Below are 24,845 nucleotides of genomic sequence, written 5' to 3'. Positions count from 1 at the left end.
CTTTGCTATAAACTCTTCTTTTAACCATTTTTTAACCTGCCTTTTTATTTTAACTTAGTATTTCCTTAACTCTTTGTCCACTTTATTGTAGCAAGTCCAGAGGACACTTATAACGTTATTGTAGAAACAAAGGAAAGGAAATTCGAAGTATGGTCATTTAGTATGAATTCTTGGAAAATAAAAAAACTATCCTCTTGGGAGAGATATCGACACGGTTTCGATAGAAAGTGGAATGTTTAGCAGGGTGATATTGTAACTTTATCAATTAAACTTATTTTCATCAATTAATATGTGAGGGCGAATATGAGCAAGAAAAATAAAAAAGATATTGAGAAAGAAAAAAATAATTTTTGTGAAAATGGTGAAAATTTTCTTTTGGATGTAATAAATAATGCTATGGAAGGGTGTTCTGAAGAAGAAAAAATGGGAATTATACTTACAAAAATGGGAATGTTTTGGCCGGCGGATTATCGATATTCAACTATGCCCGATAATTATGAAAGCTCCGATTTCAAAAGCTATCTTTCCTGGCTTGCAGATTTTTTATATAACCAGGATTTTATACCCAGTGATGAACAAAAAGGGCTTTGTATACATTTAGAAAGAATGAGACCGGAAAAAGGAGCATATTTTTTGGGGTATAATTTTGGGACATTTTTTTCAATTACCTACATAATAGAATTGGCAGTGGAAGAAGGAGAGACCCTTGAAGAATATTTGTCATCTGATGAAATGAGTAATTATTTTAACTCAATAGAGGATGATGAAGAGAGAGAAAGTGAGATAGAGTTTACTAAAGAAATATTTAGTATAGCTAAATATAACTATGAAAATAAGTTAACGTACTGTCCTGATTATGATTTACTCGACTTGCCAGCAAGGGTTCCTTTATCTGTTGTTTTGAAAAAAGAGCCTGATAAAGAAAAGAGAGTCAAATTACTTGAGATTTATTATAATATTGCCGGTGACATGTTGTCAGCATGATTGATATCATTTTGCCTTGACATCAAATGAGTGTGTCTTGAAAAAAATTTTTATATATAAAATTTTTAATATAGTTTAGCAATATCCGATTAACGTTTCCCGATTCACGGTTCACGCTTTACGTTTCCCGCTTCAAAATTTCCGACTCAAAATTGACAATATTCCTCTCTTTTGAATCAAATTCGATACCTACAAGATAAATTTCAGATGATTTATTCAAATACTTCTCTGCATAGTTTTTTTCTTTTAGCTGCTTTAATGCTTCTCCTTTTACCGCATCAACCTTAAATTCTACTATGTAAATCTTATCTTCTATAAATATTGTTAAATCAATTCTGCCCTTATTAGTTACATCTTCACCTATTATATCAAGCCCCAAAGACTGCAGGTAGATGTAAACAATGCTTGCATAAAAGCCTTCATAACTTTGAATGAAATTATTGCTGTAATTGTTATAAGGGATTGAGGCAAATATAGACTTCAGTGACTCTTCCATAAGAGCGAAATCAACATCGCATAACGCATCATACAACTTATCCTGGTAAATATTTCTCTGGCCTGTATGTTTTAATAAATAATCTATAATTACATCATTTAAAGACTGCCTGACTTCCTTGTTTGGCAGTTTCATTTTATATTCAAAACCACCCCTTCTCTTTTCAATAACCTTATCTATTGTTAGATAACCAGATTGATATAAAATCACTTCTAAGTCTATATTTTCTATATCAAAGCTATCAAGCAGCTTTTTGTCGACTACCAGATTGGATAATTTAGGTAAAAAATATTTATTCTTTTCAATAAGCTTGATTAAAAATGTAGGTGTCCCTGTTGAAAACCAATAATTATCAAAGACGCATTCATTGCTAATAAACTGCAATATATCAAATGGGTTATAGACATTATCCTTTAGAAAATTGTATCCGTTATACCACTCTCTGACTTTATCCATATCGGCATCTTTAAGATAATCTGCAAATACTGTTTCCAAATCTACCTGTGTATAACCGCAAATATTGCCATATTTTTTATTTAAAGAAATGTCAGCTAACATATTAAGACCACTGAATATTGAAGCTTTGGAAAATTTGCTTACTCCAGTCAGGAAGGTAAACTTTATAAACTCATCATTATCTTTTATAATCGTATAAAGCCCTTTGATAAATTCCCTGTTTATCTTTGCCTGCTCGAGATTGTCTATTACATCGAGAATCGGCTTATCGTATTCATCTACCAATATTACTACTTTTTGTTTATATTTCTTATAGGCTTTACGAATTAAATCTCTGAAACATCCGGCAGGATCTGTAGTATCATCGCACTTTATATCTAAAGCTTCCTGATTATATTTTAAAACACTAAACGCTACTTTTTTTAAATCATCAAGGGTCTGAAAGATACCTGCCCAGCTGATTTTAATTACCGGGTATCTTTCTTCCCAGTTCCACTTATCATAGATGTAAAGCCCTTTGAAAAGCTCCTTATTTCCTTCAAATATCTCTTTTAAAGTATCAAGAAACAACGATTTACCAAATCTCCTGGGGCGGGATAGAAAGACATATTTGAATTCATTAATAAGATTATACGCAATTTGAGTTTTATCTACATAAACGTAGTTTTCATTTATTATTTCAGAAAATGTCTGTATCCCGATTGGTAACTTTTTCATATTAAAATAATATTGACTTTATAGGTTATTGTCAATAGATGTAGAGTCGTTTTGATAACTAAAATATTAACTCCTACCGGTATGAATTAATACTCTGTTACTTTCCTGTGAAATTTCTATCTTCTTAATTTAAAAGGCCATTTATCAAATGACATTATCTTTATTTTTGCTTATGAAATAATAAAATCTTTTTTTTCAAAATTAGGACAGTTGCCTGTTGTTTCAATTGCTTCAATGCAATGCTTGCAAAGATAATAATATCTAACAGAGTCAGTTTCCAGATCGATAATTTTATCCAATTTGTATTTCAATTTCAAAAAATCAGACTCAGTCAATTCACACTCAAAAACGCTTTTTTGCACTCTAATCCCTTTATTTTTGAGCTCCTTGTCTACTCTGTATCTTTTTCTATCGTCAGAAACATCATACGAAACAACATAAAATTTTTTCATATCTAAAAAGTAAAACCCTTATACTCTGAATCTTCTATTATTGCTTTTGCAAATTTGTATGCCTGATAGCGTATTATTTCTCTTAGTGTCATTTTTTTATTTTTTTCTTCATACCAAAAATATGAATTAAATCTTTTTTCAAGCAGTCCGATATATTTTTTTCTACCATATACTGACATTGAGACCGGCAAATCATGATTTTCATAATCAATAATAAAATCATTTTTATTTACCATACCTTTATTAAGAGATGAGATTACAAGGTAATCTATTGCAACTGCTCTGAACTCTTCCATAAGATCAAGTACCATTGATGGACGCCCATATTCTTCCACATGATAACATCCAAAATATGGATCAAGCCCCACAGTATTAACAGCTGTCCTAACAACATTTCCTAAAATTGTATAACCGAAGCTCAAAAGTGCATTGACTTCATTTAGAGGAGGCCTTTTAGTCCGTTTTTCAAACTTTAAATTGCCTTTAATAAGAAAATCAAATGCACCAAAATATAAATTTGCAGCTGTGCCCTCAAAACCTAACAATGATTTTATATCGGCAATAGATACAATTTGTTTTTTAAACACAGTCAAGCGGTTAAGAATAGTTGTTACACTTTCATCCTTATGATAGTAGTTTAACTTTCTAAGCACGGATATACTATTTTCAACTTTTGCTTTTATAATATTTTTAGCAAGTTTTAACTTGATTTTTGGATTGCCAAGCTTTGTAATTTGTAGCCTTCTTAATATTATATTTTTACCAAGCTCCGGTACTAATCGACCGAGAAAATCTCCGGAATATTTTGTAAATACAACATCAATTTTATGTTTTAAGAAATGTTTTATAGCCTGAGTGCTAATTGAGACATTCCCCATTATGACAACCTGGTCGATATCTTTAGTAAGAAACACTCCTATAACATTGTTGAACTTTTTCAAAATTATCCTTTCCCCTGATATATATATGCCTGCACCTTGCTCAGTAATATATACAATCATACATCAAGCTTATATGTAACTTTGCCATTCTCATCTACTACTCTTCTAAAATTACCTACCGCAGTTTTAAATACATCAACTCCTGAAGTTTTAAACATGGCTTCGAACTTATCTTCATATTCTTGTTTTAATGCATTAAGCTCAAATAACTGTTTCTTTAGTTTTAGATAATTATCAAGGATATCCTGAAAATTTAATGACTGGCTATCCAACCTGCTTGGTAATTTTACATCAATTTCAAAAGTATGTAGGTGTAATGTGGGATTTGGATATAATCCTTCAATATTATCAAACTGACAGTTGCAGTTCACGGTTGAAGTTATTTCAGGGACCTTTGACCTTATTTTTGCACAGCTTATTGGATTTCCTTTCAGCCTTGATTTTAAAAATTTGTCGGGGTTAACATTATAGCACTTTGAATAAATATAATTTACTGCATCTACACCCGTTTCAAGATGACCAATACTATGAGCTACCACAATCATTTCATCATAGCTAAGCTCATTTTTTCTAAGAGCATTTTGATAAATTTCCTTTAATACCGGACATTTAAAAATAAGATATTGAAATTGCTTGTCTGTATCGATGTTGTAAGGTTCAACAATATTTTTAAATGAAATTGTTTCTGATGGCAAAGGTTTTGGTTTATCAGAATATTTTTCAAATGTATCGGAAATACGGTAGTAGTTTAAATACTCAAGCAGCTTTTGATCAGATACCCTTTCAACTTTTTTTAAAAATTCATCAATATTTGCAATTTCACTACCCTTTTTATCTACAAAAAAGCTTCTTTTCCCATTTGCAAGGTGTATCCCAAGTGGTAATTTCACAAGATTTCCCGTGCCATCTTGTTTTACAAAATTTTGTTTTGGAAAAATTTCAACGGAAATTTCTGGTATAATCTCTTTAATATTGATTTTTACACTTTCAGCAAATCGCTTTGCTATCCTTGCAGGTACAGGCTTTTCTAAAAATATCCAAACATGCCTGCCTTTATATCCGCTGTTTTCTATAATAGGACTTATATTGAACTTCTCACATTCCTTACAAATAGATACGGCAATTTTATGGCACAAGAAATCGTATTCCTTAAATTTTTCATCATTTGACAAAACATTTTTTAAAATATGTTTGGCAATGTCCACGTCAAAACAAATCCAGTTAACAGTGCTATCCAATCTGTGCTGATAAATTCCGATAGTAATATTTCCGTTTAGGTGGTTTTTAATCACCTTTTCGCTAAGGGGCTCTCTTACAGGAATATAACCGGTTGCTCCTTCAGAATTTTTCCATTGTCTTGCATATACCCCTTCTCTACCTCCAAATAAAGTAAAAAGAAGTGATACTGTTTCGTTTGTATATGATAATTCAATAATTTTTTCTTCCATAGAATTGTCAAATATATCTTTGAAATATTTGTCTTTTGTCAAAGAGTATGCTTTGTCGGCAATTTTTAAAGCAATTTCTCCCCTATCAAGCTCTAATAAAATTCCGACTAAGTGTTTGTAATAGGTAGGGTTAAATTTGTCTAAGTCAATCAATTTTTTTAATACTTTCAATGCTCTTTCAGGGTTTGAATCATTTAAATAATATTGCAATAACCTTTCATAAATAGGCTTTTTATCTTCAGTGAGATTTAGTGCGAGGTTTAGATACTTTATTACCTCAGAAATATTTTCATTTTTTTCAGCTTCATCAGCAAGTCGTATCAGTTCTTTGAAATTATGCTGTAATTTATTTTCCATCGGTTACCCCCTTAACTTAATAAACATATTTATTGGAAATTTTCTGACATTTTTGTTATCATTTTACAATGAGACTTGATGAATTGATAGATTTTGGAAAATTAAAGCCGGACGAGGATATTAATGAGGGAAGTTTGATCTTGATAAATGTTTATTTTCTTCGTTTGGTATCAGGAGTACTACTTACTGGAAATCTTGAGAAGTTAGAATCAAATAAAAAGAAGCGAAGACCTATTGTCGTTTATAAGACAAAAAATAGATTGTGCAGCTTTTTAGGACTATCTACAAACAAACATGTTCATCGTAAATATGAAATAATCTTCGATTTTTCCAACTGTAACGATATATTGGATTGTAAAAACTTTAAATTTGAATCTAAAAGCAGTGTATTTGTCCCAACACAAAAAGTTAAAAAAAATGGGAAAATACATTATGTGCCAAAACGCCAAAGTTTTAATTTTAATATCGATACAATACTCAGTTATAAATTGTCAGTAGATAAAATCAATGAAATTAATAGACTGACTAGCCAATATTCCGATTTTGACGGTTATTTCAAGGTTTGCACCTTTTGTAACATAGAGTATGTCAAAAATATTGCTAAAAGGTTGAATGAACTATGTCAGAGATAGTAAAGTTTTTGAAGTGTCCGGATGAAAATGAAAAAGGTTATGAAGAGCTATTTAAAAAATTTATTTATTTTGCAAAAAATTATTCAATAGATGAAGAATTGCTCAGTATGTATCACGATTTTTTATCAAATAAAATATTTAGCAATAAATCCATGATAAAGTTTATTCACAATAATGATGATGTGGCTATATTGAAATATTTGAATACAAGTATAAATAACTTTTTGAAGGACTACTACAATCATTTTAAAAATAATGATAATCTTTCATTAAACTCAGTTGTTAATGACGAAGATGATTTGGAATTTCTTGACACCATTGAATCAGATTCCATTTCTGAAGAGCTAAAATTTGAATCATATGAGATTCTTAATATAATTGTAGAAAAATTTGATGAGAGGAAAAAAAGGATATTGTGCCAATATTTATATTCAAATAAAAAAAACTTTATAAAAGATTTATCAAGGAATGCATATGATAAGGCTATCCAAAGACTCAAAGTAGAAATTCAGGATATTGTAAGGGAACATTTGCTTTCTCAAGAAGCATTTTTATGCTTTATGCAAATTTATGTGTCAGAAGTGTGCGAAAAATTTTGTTGTATAGACAGGAGCAGTAAATGAGTGAACGTCTAAAAGATATTTATGAAATATACACAAAACTAAAGCTGAATAATGAAGAAAGTGGTGCCGGTGATAAGGGGGACTATAAAGAGTTTATGAATACAATAAAAGAGATAAGAATTGAATCTGATCACAGTAAACCTGCCCTGGAAATAGGTGAGCTTTACATCGTAGACGGGAAATTTATGTTTTTATTGACCGGAGAAGTTAGCGGTTTTTTCACAGGTTTCAAAGTAACAGAATGGGTAGACTTTGCCACTCAGAATGATTTTGTTTTTAAGTTTGAGACGGATGAATATTTTGCTTTCATGGATTATGAATTGTATATTCCCAAAAATTTACCAATGGCTTATGTGGGGATTTTAGAAGATAAATATGTGGACGTACTCTTTGAATACACTGTCAATGGAGTAGATATCCCAAAGAAGTATAAGGGTCTAACCATTCCTATTGATGATGAGAATTACTACCAGGTTAAATTCAGAAATCAAGAAATTGCCGACGTATTGCCATACCATTTTAATCAGTTTGAAGTTTCTGATGTTATCTTTTTCTCAGAACTGAAAGATAGTATAAAGCAACGTATTGAAAAGATTAACTATCCAAAAGCTGCTGCTACTGCCAAACATACTGCAAGAAAGGGAATTTTTTCCCTATATTTTGACCGCCAAACAAATATTCTTAAAATTATCCTTGATGAAGAATATGTTAAAAAGAATGCCCTGATAAGGGTACAGATTGAAGATGATGAATTTATCTGCCTTGTAGATAAGGGTGAAATAGAAATAGAAATCTTTGATGATAATATAATTATTCCTTATTTGGCTGATAAAATTGACATAACAAATGCTTAAGGTATATTTGAAAGATCCTGATAAAAATTACCGAGTAATAAAAGAATTTATTCAGGATTGCTCTATTGCTGAACCAGACTATGATGCCTGCTTCAAGCTTTTTCACGAAGAAAGGTATTCTCCGTATGAAGATTTAAAACAAATGCTAATGTTTTCACTCATAAAAAACTCAAAATCTGAGCTACTTGAAAAAATATTAGGCAAAGAGTTTACTGAAGCTATCACAAAAGCTTTTGAGCAAGTAAAATATTCACAGTTTCCAATAGTAGATAATAATAATGGCGACATTGCAAGGGTGTATATATTTGAGGGGGAGTTTGAAAGCATTTGCTTCCCTAATACGCCGCAATTTATCAGGGAGTCTTTGATAAAGTTAAAAAAACTAATTAATAAAAATTTTTTTGTATGTTTTGACAAAATTTTCACGGGCAATTCATTTGAGCTTGCCTTAGCGTCTTGTTTTTATGTAGAGGATATTTACAGAAACAATTTTATTTATACGGGCAGTGTCGATAGCTTTGGTAAAGTTAACAATATCGACTATATAAAATTAAAAAAGAAAATTGCCTTAGATAATAAGAAATTTTTGGTATCGCATATTGATAAGCTTGAGGATTTATCTCATCTGAATAAAGATGTAATTGATTTACCTTTTATTCAATTGTTTGGAAAAAGTCATGCAGAGCTTGAAAGAAATTTTAACTATCTGAAAGATAAGTTAGAGGGTAATATATTGAATATGCTTGAAATTGATTTGGACGATTTAAGTATTTACAGAGAAAATTTTATCCAGAATAACATTGATGAATGGGAATGTCTGATAGATGAATTTTATTATAAAATTTCAAAAGCTTATAATTGCAACCTTACAGTAAGATTTCATTTTATTTGTAGTTTGTCTGCATTTGCTTTTTCAATGGGAGTAATTATTGGTGCTAAAAAGCAGCTGTCTATTTATCATTTTCAGGACGGAAAATATTTTGAAGTAATAAATTTCACTGAAACAAGCCTTAGAAAATTAAAACAGATTAAACAAAACTTTGAATATATAAGCTATGGTTATGAATCCAGCTTTGACTCTGATGAGCTTATGGTTTGTATTTATGCTGCTAGCCATAACCCGATAGGGGATGCCAAAAAATTTATTAATGAAACATTACATTGTAATCTTTTAACCATTAATATTAAGGATTTCCAAGGTAATATTTCTATTGATAACAGTAACTTGTGGGTCGAGATTACAAGGGAAATTTATTCATGTATCAATTCCGTCAATAATAAACAACATGTTTCTACATATCATTTCATATTTTCTGCACCTGTACCCCTTTCTTTTGCTCTGGGAATGGCAATCGGAGACTACAAGAGGCTGGTGGTTTACAACTTTGACAAATCAGACTTATCCTACAAAAAAGTAATTGACTCAGAAAAAGTTAAAAAATTCAGAAATTTTTTTTAATCTTTTAAGCATCCATTAAAAAAATATGATAAAATAAATCATTATTATTGGATTGTATATTTAAGGAGGGCATGTGCCGATACCCTATCAAAAGTTTGAGATATTTCTTGAATTTGAAAAAAATGCATTCGCAGATATTTATCCATCTTTTGCATTAAGAGCTGTTCTTGGAAAAGAACTCAAAAGGTTTGCATGTATTTTAAGACATAAACAGACTTGCGATGATTGCCCTTTAAGGTTTCAATGTGCATATTCTGTTGTATTTGAAACACCTATAGAGAAAAATAACGATTTTTTGAAAGGTAGAGATAAAGCATCTCACCCATTCATTACATATTGTGAAAGGGATGTTAATACTAATTTTAATGAGCTTAAATTTGAGCTTACACTTTTTGGTAAAGGGATCAAATACTTCCCCTACATATATTACGGCTTTTTAAAGGCAGGAGAAAATGGACTTTTCAGGGAAAGGGCAAAGTATCGCATAACAAAAGTTTTCTCAGGAGGACATTTGGTCAATGATGGGTCAAGTGATGATATTAATTTGCCTGAAGGTACGCTCTTTACAGCAGATTTTTCGGAAGAATTAGTTGATAAAAACATAAGAATAAACTTTTTATCCCCGTCAAGATTAAAGGTCAAAGGGAAATACTCTTCGGAAATTTCTTTTAGCGACATATTGATTGCTTCCTTGAGCAGATATGAGATTTTGTCAAACCTGTACGGGACAAGCGAGAAAAATGGAAAAATTCAAATTAATTTGTCAGAAATTGAGTCTGAAAACTGTTTAGTATGGAAAGAGTACAAAAGGTATTCATCAAGGCAGAATGACAGTATGATATTTGGTGGGGTTGTTGGATATATGAACTTGCGTGGCAAATTTCCAATTTATGCAATTTCATTATTAAAATTTGCTGAAATTTTTGGTCTTGGTAAAAATACCGGTTTTGGTTTTGGAAAGATACTAGTGGAGGAGCTAAATGAATAGAAATGTGCTTGTGTCTTTAGTAAGTGCTCAAACTGTTCCTAATATCGTCTTTATTAATGAGTTTAAAGATAAATTTTCAATAGATTATTTTATTTTTTTAACTACTAAACAAATGGAAGAAGATAAACAAAAAAGAAGTGACGCAATCATAACTACATGTAAATTGGATGAAAATACATGTGAAAGACTTATTGTTAATCAAGAAGATTTTCAAGATGTTATAGGTAAGTTGCGAAAAGCATATCGTGGAAATGATAAATATTATTTCAATTTAACAGGCGGGACAAAAATAATGTCTTTGGGAGCATACGAATTTGCCAGAAATATAAACCAGACTGAAAGGCTTTTTTATATCCCTAATAATAGAAACCATGCTACAAATATTGAAACTAACAATCTATCGGAGATTCAATATCGATTGAATGTACAAGAGTATTTTTCAGCTTACAATGTTAAAATCAAGAACATTAATAATTTAACTGGCGCAATAGATTGCGCTAAAAAAAGAAAAGACTACACATATAAGCTCTGGGAATGCTTTAATGAGAATGCGGATCTTTTTAACGAAACGTCTGACGATATTAGAAAATACTGGAATTCGGATAAAGTGAAAAACAATGAAAAAAAGATAGATTTAAACGAGCTTATAGATGCCGGAGAGTATTTTTTTGACAGATTAGGCTTAGATATTAGTAGTGAATCAAAAAAGCGATTAAAGCACTGGATTAAATATTTAACCGGTGGCTGGTTTGAAGAGCTGATTTATTTTGAAGCTAAAAAATTTCTAAATTTAAATGATGATTACATCAAACTTGGTGTAGAAATAGAAAAAGGAGGAGGTAACGAGCTTGATGTTGTTTTGACATACGAAAATAGGCTTTACTATTTTGAATGTAAAACTGGCCTTGGAGGCAAGGAAAGGGAAGTTTTAAAGGAAACATTTTACAAACTTTCACACTTAAAGAGCCAGGAAAGCTTCGGCCTTGGAATGAATAATATTCTGTTAGCATTAGATGAAAAGGTTTTGTATGACAATAATGGTGAATTAAAAGATACCTATAAATTAGCTAAGGATAATTTTAGATTACAGTTTTTTGGCCTAAAGGACTTTAAAGAAAAAAGGATAGATGGCATCTTCAAAGAAATTTTTAGAAAGGGGGAATAGATGAATGAGAGAAGATTAAGAAGTTCTTTGATAGGAATTGCTGCTTTTTTACACGATATAGGCAAAGCATATCAAAGGACTGGCAAACAGTTGCCTAATAAATATAAACGAGACACTTTTGAACGACAGCTATTGCTTAATAAAGACTCTCACTTGCATGCTCTTCATACGGCTGTTTTTTTCGATAATTTTATAGCCAACAGCTTAATAGAGCAGATATGGAAAGATTGTTTTCCAGAATCAGATATGCTCAAAACTTCAGCAGGTCATCATAACCCTGAAGATTTTTTAACTAAAATTATTGCTCAAGCTGATTATATTGCATCGGGATTTGATAGAGAAAGATACGAGGAGAGACAAAATAATAGCCCCAAAGATTATAGAAAAGTTCATCTAGCACCTTTATTACGACATATAACATTAAAGAAAAATGATATTGATAATTCATATCGATTTAAATTAGAAAAACTAAACTACAACAGTCTATTCCCAGTAAAAAAATCAGAGATAGAAGGAGAAAATGCTGAAGAAAAATATAAAAAATTAGTAAATGAGTTTGAAAATGATTATAGCGTTATCCACCAAACTTTTTTAAGTGTTGAGGGGTATGTTGACGCTTTACAATCTCTATATGAAAAATATTTTTCATTTGTACCTGCCTCAACGTGGGATGATTATGATGAGGTTTCATTATATGATCACTCTAAAACTACTGCTGCCTTTGCTTCTGCAATATATAATTTAATCACTGAAAAACAATTAACAGATAAAAATCCTGATTTTATTAACAGCAACGAAAATAATTTTATTTTATTACGAGGAGAGTTTTTTGGAGTTCAAAAGTTTATCTTCGGTAATGATACGGAAACAAATAAAAACTCAGCTAAGATACTAAGGGGAAAATCATTCTATGTATCAGTTTTATCTGAAGTTGCAGCATACTATTTTCTCGAAGAATTAAATTTACCATCTTTTAACCTGATGCTTAATGCAGCAGGGATGTTTGTAATTCTTGCACCGAATACTGAAAGCACTCATAAAGCTTTATGTGAAGGGAAGAAAAAGCTGAATGATTGGCTCTATAATCAATTTATAGGAGAAGTTTCCCTTGGGATAGTGACTACGGAAGCGTCAGCCAAGAATTTTATGGATAAGGAGTTTGAACAGTTGTGGTTAAATTTACTCTCAGAGTTAGACAAAGCCAAATACGCAAAATTCGATTTAAAGACTCGTAAGGCTGTATTTGAAAATTATCATACTCAATTTGATGGCAAAAACACTTGTAAGGTATGTGGTAAAAAAGCTGCTGTAAATGAAAACTGTGATTTGTGCGACTCATTTGAAATAATTGGTAAAAACTTAGTTACAAACAGATTTCTTTATATTATACATAAAAATAATGGTTCAATTTTTAATAAATTTGAAATTCAGTTTAGCAACGAAATTAAACCATCAGGAAATATCTTAAAGGTTATTGATCTTAACCCTACAAAGCCATTTTCAGGAGCCTCTATCGTATATTTAAATAGCTATATTCCAAAAAAGAATAATGCTCCCATGAGCTTTGAGGAAATGGTAAAAATTAATGGTCATTCTGAGTCAAAACCATTAGGTGTTTTAAAGGCCGATGTTGATAATCTTGGAGCTATTTTTGCTGTTGGTTTAGAGCCATATAAACATGAATCCAAAATGAATTACAAGCTTACCTTCTCAAGACTTTCCGCAATGTCGCGAATGATAAATATCTTTTTTGCCTACTATTTGCCGGAAATTTGCAAAAAAGACTATCAAAATGTGTACACTGTTTTTGCAGGAGGAGATGATTTATTTTTAATAGGACCATATGATGAAATCATAGAATTGAACTTCAAAATCAATGAAGATTTTAAATTATTTACAGGAAACAATGAAGATGTAACAATATCTTCTGCCATAGGATTATTCAAGCACAACACCCCTGTTGTATATATGGCAGAGATTGTTGAAGAAAATTTAAAAAATGCCAAGTCATTTTCAAGTGACTCTTTTGTTAAAGGTCAAATGAGTGTATTGGGCGTAGTTGAAAAGCCTGAAAGTTTTAAAGATTTTTATAAACGCTTTACAGAGCTGTTGAGCAAATCATCAGTAAAAAATAACACGTCCTTTTGGTATAAAGTAATGAGCTTTATAGATATGAAGATTAAAGTTTCTGAGGATAAAAAGGTTAATTTGATCAATCTAATGTGGTTGCCCCGCTTAAAATATTCACTTGCAAGAAATATTAAAGATAAAGTTGAAAGAGAGAAAATGGCAGAATTTTTAATAAAATCAATTGAAGAAAATCCAAAGCTTTTAAGAGCAGCTTTATCAATAAATTTATATAAAATCAGATATGGAGGTTAATATGCAAAGAAATTTTAATGAACGAAGAAGTAATGATAACAGGCATCATAACACTAATCAAGTTCCGGAAATAGTGAAAAAGTCTTTCAAAAGATATAATTACCCGGAATTGATAAAATCAATCGCAAGCGAAGTAGCTAAAGAAATGGATAATGAAAAAAAGGCTTCTCGCGATAAACTCAACAAAAACACACAAATAAGGAAATTTTTCGATGACCTATATGTTATCAAAAGCAAGATTGACTCTTCTGACAATCCTCAAGAAGTGTTCGAAAAAAATTTACCTTTAATTTACCTTGTGGCATCAAAATGTGCTTATGCACGCGGTAGGAAGCATGTCGGTGAAGCTTTCTATACTTTTATCACATCAAATGTACTTGAAATTGAAACTCTTTCAGATTTTAATACTTTTATAAGCTACTTTGAAGCAATACTTGGCTATTATAGATATCTTAATCCAAGTGAAAACTAACAGGAGGAAACTATGAGTGCTTTAAAAATTAAAAATATTTCTGGAAAAATTATTTTGGAAAGTGGTCTTCATATTGGTGGAGGAGACTCAGAGGTGCACATAGGTGGCGTAGATAATCAAGTAATAAAAGATCCTTTAACAAATTCACCCTATATACCCGGAAGTAGTTTAAAAGGTAAGATTAGAAGTTTGTTAGAATATTATGTTGGGGCGCATTTGAAAACCGGTGGTAAACCTTTACAAGTAAATCATTTGGAAAATCCACAAGAAGATGAAGCAAATATTGTAATGCTTTTTGGAACAAGTGGTAGTGAAAAAAATAAAGATAGCTTTGAACCTAAATATGCAATTTCAAGGGTAATTTTTTCTGATTCACATCTAAATGATAGTTCTAAAGAAATATTATTAAAGACCATAGGAAAGCTTACTGAGGTAAAAGCTGAAAACTCAATCGACAGAATTACAGGTACTGCAAAGGACCCAAGATTTATGGAAAGAGTACCAAAGGGAGCAGAATTTGATTTTTCACTTTCTCTAAAGATTTTTAAAGGAGATGATGAAAATTCCTTTTTAAACACACTTCTTAAAGGCTTCAAACTTCTTACACTTGATGCACTTGGAGGTTCAGGAAGCAGAGGATATGGTAGAGTAAGCATTAAGTTTGACGATAACGAACTGCAGGAAAAATTCAATTCTGTAGAATTATAGGTGAGCTTATGGAATATATAAAGGCAACAATAAAGCCACTTTCACCCTTTGGGACTGAACCAATGTCCGATACATTATTCGGACAATTAGTTTGGATCCTGTCTGATATGGGGGAAAATATTTCTGATTTTTTAAAGGACTATGATACCAATCCTTTTCTTGTGGTATCAGACTTTTTGCCAAACAACTGTGGTATTTCTCCAAAGATACCGGTTAAGTATAAGCTTGAAGAGTCCAAAGAAATCAAACTTGCAAAAATTCTGGAAAGAAAAAAAATAAAATCAAAAAACAGAATCTATATTGATAGCATTTACAAAGAAAGCGATTTAAATACTGAAAAAATAATTAACCTATCAGAGAACATTAATGCATACAAAAATAGCGAAATAATCAGGTGTTCAATTGACAGAAGGACAGGAACGACTGGCCAGGGTTTTGATCCATACTCTATAATTGAATATGTCTACTATGGAGAGATTACATTTTCCTTTTACTTTTATGTTTCCAAGGAAGAACATATTGATATAATCAAAACGGCACTGGAAATAATGGGAAAAATAGGCTTTGGTAAAGACGCATCTTTAGGTAGAGGACAATTCAATGTTGAAAATTATGAAGAAGTTAGATTTTCAAACAAAGGAAAAAACTCAATATACACCCTTGGAAATTGTGCTTTGGAAGATTTGCAAACTGAAGGGAATGAATATTACGAAATTTTTACTAAATATGGTAAGCATGGCAATATCCGTTCAGTTGAGGGTAACCCTTTTAAAAATCCAGTAGTAATGGCAAGGCAAGGTGCATTATTTGTAAATATTAGTAATAAATTATTTGAAAAGCCGTATATTGGAAAAGCACTTACAAATTTATCATATTATAAGGATACGGTTCAGCAAGGATACAGTTTATACGTCCCTGTTAGCGTAGAGGTGCAATAATGAGAGATAAAATTATTAAGTTTCAGGCTTTCTTAGCTTCACCAATACATATAGGATCAGGTGAATATTACGAGCCTTTTTCGTATGTTATCAAAAACAACAAAATATATCACTTTGATACATCTGTTTTTTTATCAAAACTACCTTCTGAAAAAATAAAACAATTTACTATGATAGTAAAAAATCCCTCTTTTAGTAAAACATTAGAGGCCAGAAAGTTTATCTATGAAAATTTTGACATATCATCTATGGCTAATATCGTCTTTGACGAGCAAGATGTCTCAAGTAGTGATTTTGCAAATGAATATAGTGAGAAATTAATAAATCTTGCTTCCAAAGATTTTAATAACAAAATGATAAATATGCTTGAAATTGAAAAAACCTACTCATCAGGTGGCTATACAGTAATACCCGGCTCTTCAATAAAAGGCTCAATCAGAACTGCAATAGTTAATAAAATAATTGAAGACAACCATATCAAATACGATCCTACAAGAAGAGATGAGTATAAAAAACTTATGAAAGAAATGAATTTGAGCTTCACTGATGATATTTTCAAAATACTTAAAGTATCTGATTTTAGTAAATCTGAAAGTGTTGGTAAGTGGATAGGATATTTTCATAATTACCCCAAAAAGTCACTTGAAAAATCTGTAAGCGGTGAGCTAACTGTTGCATCTGAGGTAATAAGGCCTTTTCAGCTTTTTGCCGGTTGGTTAACTATAGGCGATATTCCAACTCATAAATACAAAAGAGATGTTGATAATATATTAGAAAGTAAACAAAATCTTTTTAAATGCTTAAACAGACATTATTTAGAACTATTTAAAAAAGATTATAATTTATTTAAAGAAAAATCTTTAAATCATAATTTTGTTAAAATAGTGGATAAACAGGGCTTGATAGATAAATTAAATGAAAATAAATATGCTGTTATCAGAGTTGGCAAACATAGCGGTGCAGAAGGTGTTACGTTTAAAGAAAGAGCAATAAAAATAAAAGAAAATAAAAGACGGCAAGCAGTTCATGATGCTAAAGAACCAACAACAGTATGGTATTTTTCTCAGAAAAAAATAAATAATATAAATAGCTTATACCCTATGGGGTGGTTAATATTAATATAATGCAATCAAGCATCCTTATAACCACCCTGGGACATTCATGGCAATTGATACCTGAACTTGTAGGCTTCACAAATCCAGATGATTATGGTTTTTATAAATATCACTCTGGATTTGAAAAAATTAATAATATAAGAACTATAAACAAGATAAAGCCCGTAAAGGAGATATGGGTAATTTCAACTGATGATAAAAGAACAATAAATTCAATAAAAACAGCCAAAGGGTGGCTAAACGAAAATGTTAAAAAGATTAAAATGAAATCTTTTATCTTGAAGGGGATTTCAGACCTGACTAAGGATGAACACTGCAGACAAATGGGGAATTTAATTTACCAAGTTGTTTTGGCTGGTAAAAAATATGTAAATGGCGGTCAATTGCTTTTATCTCTTAGCGGTGGACGGAAAACTATGAGTGCTGATATGCAGGAAGCAGGCAACATCTTTGGATTTGATGCCATGATACACATAATCGATGATGGAAATATCCCACAAGAATTTAAAAATTTGAAGACAATTGATACTAAATTTTCCAGGCATTTTACCCCCATTGTTGCATTCGGCAAAAGGGATGCAAGCAAAATCATTTATTTTGAACAAGACATTCTTGAAAATCAAAAATATGACATACCTTTAAATGAGGAAAATATATACTTAGATCCTGATACTGAACTTTATAACGAAGTTGAGGAAAGAAGGAATAAATCAAGAAGCATTGCATTTAATTTTTATCAAAAAATTTACCAGAAAGAGCCAGCGTCAAATTTTTATTCTTTATATTTTTTGGAGCCAGATAAAATTCAAGTTTTAAAAAACAAAAAAATAGTTATAGAAGATTATAATTTAATCAAGAAATTACCAAAAGCAGAGTTACATTGTCATTTAGGTGGAATAGCTGACACAAAAGAGATGGTGGAAATAGCTTATTCCAATCTGGAAAAAGTAAATTTTTATAGAAGAAAATATAAAAAATATGATGATTGGCTTAAAATTATAAGGGAAAACCTGTCAAAAAATGAATTGTCAAAAATCACTGAAATGGTGTCTAATCCCAAAGAATTGGTGCTAAATTGTTTTAAGGAGATTCCGGAGCCATATAGTCTGGCAGGATTTCTTATACAGTTTAAAGACTATGAAAAATTACTTGATGAGTTGATTTTTGGTAAGTATTTAAATTCAGAAGACTATAAGAATATTGGCATAGAAAAATACTCAAAATTAGGTGACCTGCAGGGTTCATCTCTTTTGCAATCAAGGGAATCTTTAGCTTCAGCTTGTAATATTTTAAAAAGAAAAGCAAAAGAGCACAACGTAAAATATTTGGAACTCAGATGCTCACCTCATAATTATACCAAGGGTGGGTTAAGCATTGATGAAGTAGTTGATGTGCTGGTAAGAAATCTCGAAAGTGATGTAACTGTTTTTAAATTAATATTTATTGCCACGAGACACAAAAAAATCTCAGAAATTAATGAGATTGTAAATTATGTTTTAAATAAAAACGATAAAAAATTTATGGAATTTTTTGTTGGTTTTGATCTGGCAGGAAATGAAGAGATGAAAAGCCCATCCGAGCTTAGAGATGCATTTTTACCGATATTGGAAAAATGTTTAAAGATTACAATTCATGCCGGTGAGACTGCGGATGCTGATAGTATATGGGAAGCTGTCTATCATCTGAGTGCTGACAGGATTGGGCATGGACTTAAGTTGCTTGAAAGGGAAGACCTTATGGATAAAATCAAAGAAAGAAAAATATCAATTGAACTATGCCCTTCAAGTAACAAACAGATATTAGATTTTACAGACAGAGAATACCCTCTGAAAAAATACCTTGATAGAGGTCTAAAAGTTACTTTGAATACGGACAATTTGGGAATTTCACGTACTGATTTTACCAATGAATTTATTATCGGATCAGACTTAGTAAATAACACGCTAACTTTTTGGGAACTATTGCAATTAATCAAAAATTCTTTCGTTTCCGCATTTTGCAAGATTGATACTAAAAAGGATTTAATAATAGGTGCTGAAAAAAGTGTTATGGAGATAATTAATGAAGAGATCTTTAAATGATGTCCTTGTTTTTAAAAAGAAAAATATAAAAAAGAAATATTTGCAAGATCATACTATCGTGTCAATTAAAGAAAAAAAACTTTTAAAAGACTTTAAAATTGAACACATAGAATTTGTTAGTAGAGATATTTGTGAAAAAAATACTGATTATAAGCAAATTATACCATATGTCATTGTTAAACATCTCGATAAAATTGCTTGCTACCAAAGAAAAGGCAGCGAAAAAAGGTTACATGGGAAATATTCTATAGGAATTGGTGGTCACGTAGAGCTACAGGACTATATTTTTGAGGTTTTAGAACCTACAATTAAAAATGCAGTTTATAGAGAACTATCAGAAGAATTTTCGGATTTTGATTTCTATAAGACAGAAATAAGTTTTTTAGGTTTAATAAATGAAGAGATTACCGATGTGGGACTTACTCATTTAGGATTTGTATATCTATTAAATACTACCAGAGCATTTCTTCCGGGCAAGGAGTTGGAGGGACTTGAATGGTTAGATATGTTTGAAATATACAAAAAAGATTTAGAACTGTGGAGTAAAATGGCATTGGAGCTGATACATTGAAAGCTTTATTTTTAATATTCAGTCACAGTTTGACAAATAAACAAATAAATGAAATCAATACTAAGCTAAAAGTAGATAAAATTGTAAATTTGCCTGATAATTTACAAAAACTTTGGAGTCAAATACCACCTGAGGGGGGATTGCCAGTTAATGAGGTTAAGAAAATAACTAACTTTTTAGGAAATAATGCAAAAAGTGGAGACTATGTATTAATACAAGGTGATTTTGGTGCAACTTTTTTTGTTGCAGATTTTTGCCTGAAAAACTTTTTAGTACCAATTTATTCTACTACCAAAAGAATATCAGTAGAAAAAGAAGACAAATATGGTAAAATTAGTAAGACAAGTATATTCGAGCATTTGAATTTTAGGAAATATCAGTACTATGGTTGATATTTTGTAGTTTGAAAACTGAATAAGATTACCGCGATAAGTAAAACAAACATGTCGTAATGTTCTATTTTAAAAGCACAATTTCAAGTGGATTTTAGAATAAATTGAAATAAGACTAAAGTTTAAATCTACTATATGGTTACAAGAAAAGTTAGACTAGTAGAACACGAATTTTTTTCTTGTTGTTTATCAGTAGGTTACAAAAACGGGTATCAAAATTTACAAAGTAGAAAAATTGATACCCCCCCCTTCTTTAATTTTTGCCTTGCAAATATCTGAAAATAAGGTACAAAAAAGGGGTACTATTGGAATTTATGACCTGACTCGAAGGGATTACGACTTTTTTAATTTTATCATATTAGCCTCCTATCAAATTTTATATTGGAATTTATGACCTGACTCGAAGGGATTACGACGGCGTCTGTAAATATAGATATTAACATAGTATGCACATCATTGGAATTTATGACCTGACTCGAAGGGATTACGACTTGCCGTATTTTGCGCAGAACTCAAATTCTGCGCTAGTTCCGATTGGAATTTATGACCTGACTCGAAGGGATTACGACTTTGTCACTTCATACATACATTCATCACAGTATTCATCCTGATTGGAATTTATGACCTGACTCGAAGGGATTACGACGGCTTCAACAGCCGCTTGGAGATATGTAGGAAGTTCCGCATTGGAATTTATGACCTGACTCGAAGGGATTACGACCTTTCTTTGCGGTATTCAATGAATACCATCCGTTCTCTAATTGGAATTTATGACCTGACTCGAAGGGATTACGACTATATCCTCGAGAATTATTTCTTCTCCTGTATTTTCTATTGGAATTTATGACCTGACTCGAAGGGATTACGACATATTACTACATCGGCGTTAATGACTATAAAAGAAAGATTATTGGAATTTATGACCTGACTCGAAGGGATTACGACTAATTCCCCTTTAATAACTCTTTTTGCGGTTTTTGGTCATTGGAATTTATGACCTGACTCGAAGGGATTACGACTCCTTGCGGTTGATAAAAGAATCTTTCTTTTATAGTCATATTGGAATTTATGACCTGACTCGAAGGGATTACGACTATCACGTAAACCTTATCTGTTTCTAACAACATATCGTCATTGGAATTTATGACCTGACTCGAAGGGATTACGACGTTAGCCCAAAACTTTTATATAATTTTTTAGGATATCCTATTGGAATTTATGACCTGACTCGAAGGGATTACGACTCTCCATATAGTTCAAAAAAACTTATTTCCTCAAATTTTAATTGGAATTTATGACCTGACTCGAAGGGATTACGACTATCATACGCTTTGTAAGTCCACTTTTTGATACCGACTTATTGGAATTTATGACCTGACTCGAAGGGATTACGACGGTAATCAAACTTATGAACAGGAGTTAAGATTTTTCCCCATTGGAATTTATGACCTGACTCGAAGGGATTACGACTAAAGAACCTGAACCTGTATTGCAAACTTCAAGTAATCAGATTGGAATTTATGACCTGACTCGAAGGGATTACGACGTTGCTTCGCAATCCCCAACGGGACTAAAGCCCTTGACAGCAGATTGGAATTTATGACCTGACTCGAAGGGATTACGACATATAGACTTCAAAGTCGTCGCATATGTTATCCTCAATGAAATTGGAATTTATGACCTGACTCGAAGGGATTACGAGATAACCACAAATACCTGCGCATATAGGTTTGCTGCCCGCCATTGGAATTTATGACCTGACTCGAAGGGATTACGAGTATCCTCTTTCTACCTCACACTCACGACCGCAATGGATGATTGGAATTTATGACCTGACTCGAAGGGATTACGACTTAAATAAAACTTCTCCGGTTATTGCTTTTCTTTTAGCGGATTGGAATTTATGACCTGACTCGAAGGGATTACGACACTTCTCCGGTTATTGCTTTTCTTTTAGCGGTTTTTCTTGTTATTGGAATTTATGACCTGACTCGAAGGGATTACGACACTTTCTGAGTATCCGTTCTCAATGAGCACCAACCCATACATTGGAATTTATGACCTGACTCGAAGGGATTACGACTTAAATTCAAGGTCGTAATCCTTTTGGACTATGTTGTTACCATTGGAATTTATGACCTGACTCGAAGGGATTACGACTTCATATGCTTGTTCTGTAATGGCGAATGTTTCCCCTTCTTATTGGAATTTATGACCTGACTCGAAGGGATTACGACGTCATACTTCCATCCCGCAAACAGTTTCTCCATTAACTTTATTGGAATTTATGACCTGACTCGAAGGGATTACGACTTTTTGTTGTGAGTTCTGCTCCTTTTATCATAAAGGATTGATTGGAATTTATGACCTGACTCGAAGGGATTACGACTGTTTTAATTTTCCTGTTTAATTGTTTTTGTTGTTCTTTTGATTGGAATTTATGACCTGACTCGAAGGGATTACGACTCTCATAGGTGCGTTCATAATACCTTTACGCACCTCTTTATTGGAATTTATGACCTGACTCGAAGGGATTACGACTAAACGAAAGCGAGCTACATTAATACGATGCTCCATTTTAATTGGAATTTATGACCTGACTCGAAGGGATTACGACTTTTTTGACGCTGCCTTCTTTCTGATACCTTCTCATTTATTGGAATTTATGACCTGACTCGAAGGGATTACGACTTTAGCATCCTCTTTTAGCATGAATTTGCGTTGTTTGGAATTGGAATTTATGACCTGACTCGAAGGGATTACGACGATATTCGTTTTTTAATACACCCAATGAACATATGATGTATTGGAATTTATGACCTGACTCGAAGGGATTACGACTTAAAGGCTTGTCTTTAAGACAAGTGTTAATAAGCTCTTGATTGGAATTTATGACCTGACTCGAAGGGATTACGACAATAAAACAACAGTCTTTTTGCTCTCATTAACCTTGCTCTATTGGAATTTATGACCTGACTCGAAGGGATTACGACGGCGGTCACCTTCTTTTTGTGGGATGATGGTGGGATGTAGATTGGAATTTATGACCTGACTCGAAGGGATTACGACCTCTAAAAAATTTGCCAGCTCTAAGAAGGCGGCACAATAACATTGGAATTTATGACCTGACTCGAAGGGATTACGACTTTCAGGTTGCTCCAATTTGAGTCTGTTAATGTCAAATTGGAATTTATGACCTGACTCGAAGGGATTACGACTGTGAACAGGGCAGTCCACTTTAAAAGGACAATATCCGCAATTGGAATTTATGACCTGACTCGAAGGGATTACGACCAATTATTTGATTTCTAATAACCCAACTATATAAATTTAAATTGGAATTTATGACCTGACTCGAAGGGATTACGACTTTAACATTTTCAATTAGCTCTTCAGGTATCTCATCCGTGATTGGAATTTATGACCTGACTCGAAGGGATTACGACTACACACACATAGCGCCGATGCTAACCTCCATTAACGGTATTGGAATTTATGACCTGACTCGAAGGTGAAAAAAAGGACAGACATTATTTTATGAAAATTGAAAATATATAACAGTTATAGGCGATTTTGTAGTAAAAAGCTTGAATAGCAAGCGCCTAAGGGGTAAAATAAGGAAAAATGGAGAGGATGCTATGAAAAAAACGGTGTTTTTTATTTTGTTTTTTATAATCCTAAATTTTTTTGTTTTTGCCGAAGAAACTACTTTTTCACTTAAAGTGCTTCCTGTGCCGCCATTATTGTCAGCATCGATAGATTTTAAAGAGCCTTCAGGAAATAAAATATTGGATGCAGAGGAGACGGGTAAACTTATTTTAAATTCAAAAATACCGGACAAGGGGATGCCTTTGACGTGGTGGCAAATATTTACAATAAGGAGAATCTCAAAGGGATAAGTTTTGAAGACAAAATCAATATAGGGACTATCCCTGCCGGAGCAACAATCATCAAAGAGATCGACCTAAAAAGCAACGAGTATTTGCCTGAAGCAAAAGCTACTTTTATTGTGAAAATTTCAGAGGTAAACGGATTCAATCCAAAGCCTATCGGTATTGCTTTTAAAACAAAAAAATTTGAAGAGCCAATTTTAAAAAGTGGTGGATTACAAAATTACCGATAGTAACAGAAATGGTAAGATTGAGCCGATAGAGCAGGTGGATATAAAAGCTCGTGTTCAAAATGTAGGTAAAGGGTATGCTGAAAATGTGGTGGCCGAAATTGAACTTGGAGAAAATGTATTCATCGGCGGTGATATGAAGACAGTCCGTCATATAGGAAGTCTTAATTCGGGCCAGTACAAAGATATTTCATTTGTGGTGTATGGGAACAGTCTTATTGAAAACAATAAGGTAATGCCTGTAAATCTTAAAATAACCGAGTCAAGGGGCAGATTTGGCAGCAATGAAAACTTAAGACTTGTTATGTATAATCCTGACAATATAGGGACTATCAAAGTTGTAGAGGCAAATGAGGAAAAATCTGATAATAATGTGGTGATTGCTACCGGACTTACTATAATGCCCCCGGAAAATGAGACTGGATTTTTTGGGAGAAAAAATGTTAAAGGTAAAACGAGATGATAGCGAGAAAAGTTAACAAAGGGGGTAAATT

At 32.0% G+C, this 24,845-nt stretch carries 22 protein-coding genes and 1 CRISPR repeat array; of the genes, 18 read left to right on the top strand and 4 right to left on the bottom strand.

What is annotated here, in order from left to right:
• Positions 1-303 precede the first annotated feature (303 nt).
• The gene (locus tag ACTCAF_RS08360) at positions 304-984 is read left to right on the top strand and encodes a hypothetical protein (RefSeq protein ID WP_463062837.1); all 681 of its coding nucleotides are present in this window, start codon (positions 304-306) and stop codon (positions 982-984) included.
• A gap of 118 nt (positions 985-1,102) precedes the next feature.
• Here the strand turns inward: ACTCAF_RS08360 and ACTCAF_RS08355 are convergent, their stop codons facing one another.
• From ACTCAF_RS08355 to ACTCAF_RS08340, 4 genes are all read right to left on the bottom strand, one after another.
• Positions 1,103-2,653, bottom strand: a complete 1,551-nt coding sequence (locus ACTCAF_RS08355; protein WP_463062836.1) for an ATP-binding protein — start codon at positions 2,651-2,653, stop codon at positions 1,103-1,105.
• Between the two features lie 170 nt (positions 2,654-2,823).
• A complete protein-coding gene (cas2, locus tag ACTCAF_RS08350; RefSeq protein ID WP_463062835.1) occupies positions 2,824-3,105 on the bottom strand; it encodes a CRISPR-associated endonuclease Cas2 in 282 nt (93 codons plus the stop codon).
• A 2-nt stretch (positions 3,106-3,107) separates the two neighbouring features.
• A complete protein-coding gene (gene cas1 / locus ACTCAF_RS08345) occupies positions 3,108-4,106 on the bottom strand; it encodes a CRISPR-associated endonuclease Cas1 (protein WP_463062834.1) in 999 nt (332 codons plus the stop codon).
• Complete coding sequence (locus ACTCAF_RS08340; RefSeq protein ID WP_463062833.1) at positions 4,103-5,851, bottom strand: CRISPR-associated primase-polymerase type A1; 1,749 nt, start codon at positions 5,849-5,851, stop codon at positions 4,103-4,105. The genes cas1 and ACTCAF_RS08340 overlap by 4 nt, the downstream gene beginning before the upstream one ends.
• A gap of 68 nt (positions 5,852-5,919) precedes the next feature.
• Between ACTCAF_RS08340 and ACTCAF_RS08335 the strand changes: the two genes are divergently transcribed.
• From ACTCAF_RS08335 to ACTCAF_RS08255, 17 genes are all read left to right on the top strand, one after another.
• A complete protein-coding gene (locus ACTCAF_RS08335; protein ID WP_463062832.1) occupies positions 5,920-6,483 on the top strand; it encodes a hypothetical protein in 564 nt (187 codons plus the stop codon).
• Positions 6,471-7,106, top strand: a complete 636-nt coding sequence (locus tag ACTCAF_RS08330) for a sigma-70 family RNA polymerase sigma factor (RefSeq protein WP_463062831.1) — start codon at positions 6,471-6,473, stop codon at positions 7,104-7,106. The genes ACTCAF_RS08335 and ACTCAF_RS08330 overlap by 13 nt, the downstream gene beginning before the upstream one ends.
• Complete coding sequence (locus ACTCAF_RS08325; protein WP_463062830.1) at positions 7,103-7,960, top strand: hypothetical protein; 858 nt, start codon at positions 7,103-7,105, stop codon at positions 7,958-7,960. The genes ACTCAF_RS08330 and ACTCAF_RS08325 overlap by 4 nt, the downstream gene beginning before the upstream one ends.
• Positions 7,953-9,419 carry an SAVED domain-containing protein gene (locus ACTCAF_RS08320; protein WP_463062829.1) on the top strand — a complete coding sequence of 489 codons (1,467 nt, stop codon included), beginning with the start codon at positions 7,953-7,955 and terminating at the stop codon, positions 9,417-9,419. The genes ACTCAF_RS08325 and ACTCAF_RS08320 overlap by 8 nt, the downstream gene beginning before the upstream one ends.
• A 73-nt stretch (positions 9,420-9,492) precedes the next feature.
• Positions 9,493-10,407, top strand: coding sequence for a CRISPR system precrRNA processing endoribonuclease RAMP protein Cas6 (gene cas6, locus ACTCAF_RS08315; RefSeq protein ID WP_463062828.1), 915 nt, complete (start codon positions 9,493-9,495; stop codon positions 10,405-10,407).
• Positions 10,400-11,572, top strand: a complete 1,173-nt coding sequence (locus tag ACTCAF_RS08310) for a Card1-like endonuclease domain-containing protein (protein WP_463062827.1) — start codon at positions 10,400-10,402, stop codon at positions 11,570-11,572. Before cas6 ends, ACTCAF_RS08310 begins: the two co-directional genes overlap by 8 nt.
• Positions 11,573-11,599: 27 nt before the next feature.
• The gene (gene cas10, locus ACTCAF_RS08305; protein ID WP_463062826.1) at positions 11,600-13,954 is read left to right on the top strand and encodes a type III-A CRISPR-associated protein Cas10/Csm1; all 2,355 of its coding nucleotides are present in this window, start codon (positions 11,600-11,602) and stop codon (positions 13,952-13,954) included.
• Position 13,955: 1 nt separating this feature from the next.
• Entirely contained in the window at positions 13,956-14,426 is a 471-nt protein-coding gene (gene csm2 / locus ACTCAF_RS08300) for a type III-A CRISPR-associated protein Csm2 (RefSeq protein ID WP_463062825.1), read from the top strand.
• 12 nt (positions 14,427-14,438) lie between these two features.
• On the top strand, positions 14,439-15,134 hold the full coding sequence (gene csm3, locus ACTCAF_RS08295; RefSeq protein ID WP_463062824.1) for a type III-A CRISPR-associated RAMP protein Csm3: 696 nt from the start codon (positions 14,439-14,441) through the stop codon (positions 15,132-15,134).
• 8 nt (positions 15,135-15,142) lie between these two features.
• On the top strand, positions 15,143-16,072 hold the full coding sequence (gene csm4 / locus ACTCAF_RS08290) for a type III-A CRISPR-associated RAMP protein Csm4 (protein ID WP_463062823.1): 930 nt from the start codon (positions 15,143-15,145) through the stop codon (positions 16,070-16,072).
• Complete coding sequence (csm5, locus tag ACTCAF_RS08285) at positions 16,072-17,196, top strand: type III-A CRISPR-associated RAMP protein Csm5 (RefSeq protein ID WP_463062822.1); 1,125 nt, start codon at positions 16,072-16,074, stop codon at positions 17,194-17,196. The genes csm4 and csm5 overlap by 1 nt, the downstream gene beginning before the upstream one ends.
• Complete coding sequence (locus tag ACTCAF_RS08280; RefSeq protein WP_463062821.1) at positions 17,196-19,268, top strand: CRISPR-associated ring nuclease; 2,073 nt, start codon at positions 17,196-17,198, stop codon at positions 19,266-19,268. The genes csm5 and ACTCAF_RS08280 overlap by 1 nt, the downstream gene beginning before the upstream one ends.
• Entirely contained in the window at positions 19,249-19,839 is a 591-nt protein-coding gene (locus tag ACTCAF_RS08275) for a phosphoesterase (protein WP_463062820.1), read from the top strand. Before ACTCAF_RS08280 ends, ACTCAF_RS08275 begins: the two co-directional genes overlap by 20 nt.
• Complete coding sequence (gene csx20, locus ACTCAF_RS08270; RefSeq protein ID WP_463062819.1) at positions 19,836-20,231, top strand: CRISPR-associated protein Csx20; 396 nt, start codon at positions 19,836-19,838, stop codon at positions 20,229-20,231. The genes ACTCAF_RS08275 and csx20 overlap by 4 nt, the downstream gene beginning before the upstream one ends.
• Positions 20,232-20,535: 304 nt before the next feature.
• A CRISPR array of direct repeats spans positions 20,536-23,752; the repeat unit is 36 nt; unit sequence ATTGGAATTTATGACCTGACTCGAAGGGATTACGAC.
• A gap of 117 nt (positions 23,753-23,869) precedes the next feature.
• A complete protein-coding gene (locus ACTCAF_RS08265) occupies positions 23,870-24,130 on the top strand; it encodes a hypothetical protein (protein WP_463062818.1) in 261 nt (86 codons plus the stop codon).
• Positions 24,091-24,354, top strand: a complete 264-nt coding sequence (locus ACTCAF_RS08260; RefSeq protein WP_463062817.1) for a hypothetical protein — start codon at positions 24,091-24,093, stop codon at positions 24,352-24,354. Before ACTCAF_RS08265 ends, ACTCAF_RS08260 begins: the two co-directional genes overlap by 40 nt.
• Complete coding sequence (locus ACTCAF_RS08255) at positions 24,332-24,814, top strand: hypothetical protein (RefSeq protein WP_463062816.1); 483 nt, start codon at positions 24,332-24,334, stop codon at positions 24,812-24,814. Before ACTCAF_RS08260 ends, ACTCAF_RS08255 begins: the two co-directional genes overlap by 23 nt.
• Positions 24,815-24,845: the final 31 nt, after the last annotated feature.

Source organism: Deferrivibrio sp., from assembly GCF_055117995.1.
The sequence above is the reverse complement of the archived record's forward strand: the minus strand, read 5'-3'. Positions and strand labels throughout refer to the sequence as shown.

Excerpts from the sequence above, each read along its gene's own strand:
- ACTCAF_RS08360 (WP_463062837.1), top strand. The coding sequence starts at position 304 with ATGAGCAAGAAAAATAAAAAAGATATTGAGAAAGAAAAAAATAATTTT.
- ACTCAF_RS08355 (WP_463062836.1), bottom strand. The coding sequence starts at position 2,653 with ATGAAAAAGTTACCAATCGGGATACAGACATTTTCTGAAATAATAAAT.
- cas2 (WP_463062835.1), bottom strand. The coding sequence starts at position 3,105 with ATGAAAAAATTTTATGTTGTTTCGTATGATGTTTCTGACGATAGAAAA.
- cas1 (WP_463062834.1), bottom strand. The coding sequence starts at position 4,106 with ATGATTGTATATATTACTGAGCAAGGTGCAGGCATATATATATCAGGG.
- ACTCAF_RS08340 (WP_463062833.1), bottom strand. The coding sequence starts at position 5,851 with ATGGAAAATAAATTACAGCATAATTTCAAAGAACTGATACGACTTGCT.
- ACTCAF_RS08335 (WP_463062832.1), top strand. The coding sequence starts at position 5,920 with ATGAGACTTGATGAATTGATAGATTTTGGAAAATTAAAGCCGGACGAG.
- ACTCAF_RS08330 (WP_463062831.1), top strand. The coding sequence starts at position 6,471 with ATGTCAGAGATAGTAAAGTTTTTGAAGTGTCCGGATGAAAATGAAAAA.
- ACTCAF_RS08325 (WP_463062830.1), top strand. The coding sequence starts at position 7,103 with ATGAGTGAACGTCTAAAAGATATTTATGAAATATACACAAAACTAAAG.
- ACTCAF_RS08320 (WP_463062829.1), top strand. The coding sequence starts at position 7,953 with ATGCTTAAGGTATATTTGAAAGATCCTGATAAAAATTACCGAGTAATA.
- ACTCAF_RS08310 (WP_463062827.1), top strand. The coding sequence starts at position 10,400 with ATGAATAGAAATGTGCTTGTGTCTTTAGTAAGTGCTCAAACTGTTCCT.
- csm2 (WP_463062825.1), top strand. The coding sequence starts at position 13,956 with ATGCAAAGAAATTTTAATGAACGAAGAAGTAATGATAACAGGCATCAT.
- csm3 (WP_463062824.1), top strand. The coding sequence starts at position 14,439 with ATGAGTGCTTTAAAAATTAAAAATATTTCTGGAAAAATTATTTTGGAA.
- csm4 (WP_463062823.1), top strand. The coding sequence starts at position 15,143 with ATGGAATATATAAAGGCAACAATAAAGCCACTTTCACCCTTTGGGACT.
- csm5 (WP_463062822.1), top strand. The coding sequence starts at position 16,072 with ATGAGAGATAAAATTATTAAGTTTCAGGCTTTCTTAGCTTCACCAATA.
- ACTCAF_RS08280 (WP_463062821.1), top strand. The coding sequence starts at position 17,196 with ATGCAATCAAGCATCCTTATAACCACCCTGGGACATTCATGGCAATTG.
- ACTCAF_RS08275 (WP_463062820.1), top strand. The coding sequence starts at position 19,249 with ATGAAGAGATCTTTAAATGATGTCCTTGTTTTTAAAAAGAAAAATATA.
- ACTCAF_RS08265 (WP_463062818.1), top strand. The coding sequence starts at position 23,870 with ATGAAAAAAACGGTGTTTTTTATTTTGTTTTTTATAATCCTAAATTTT.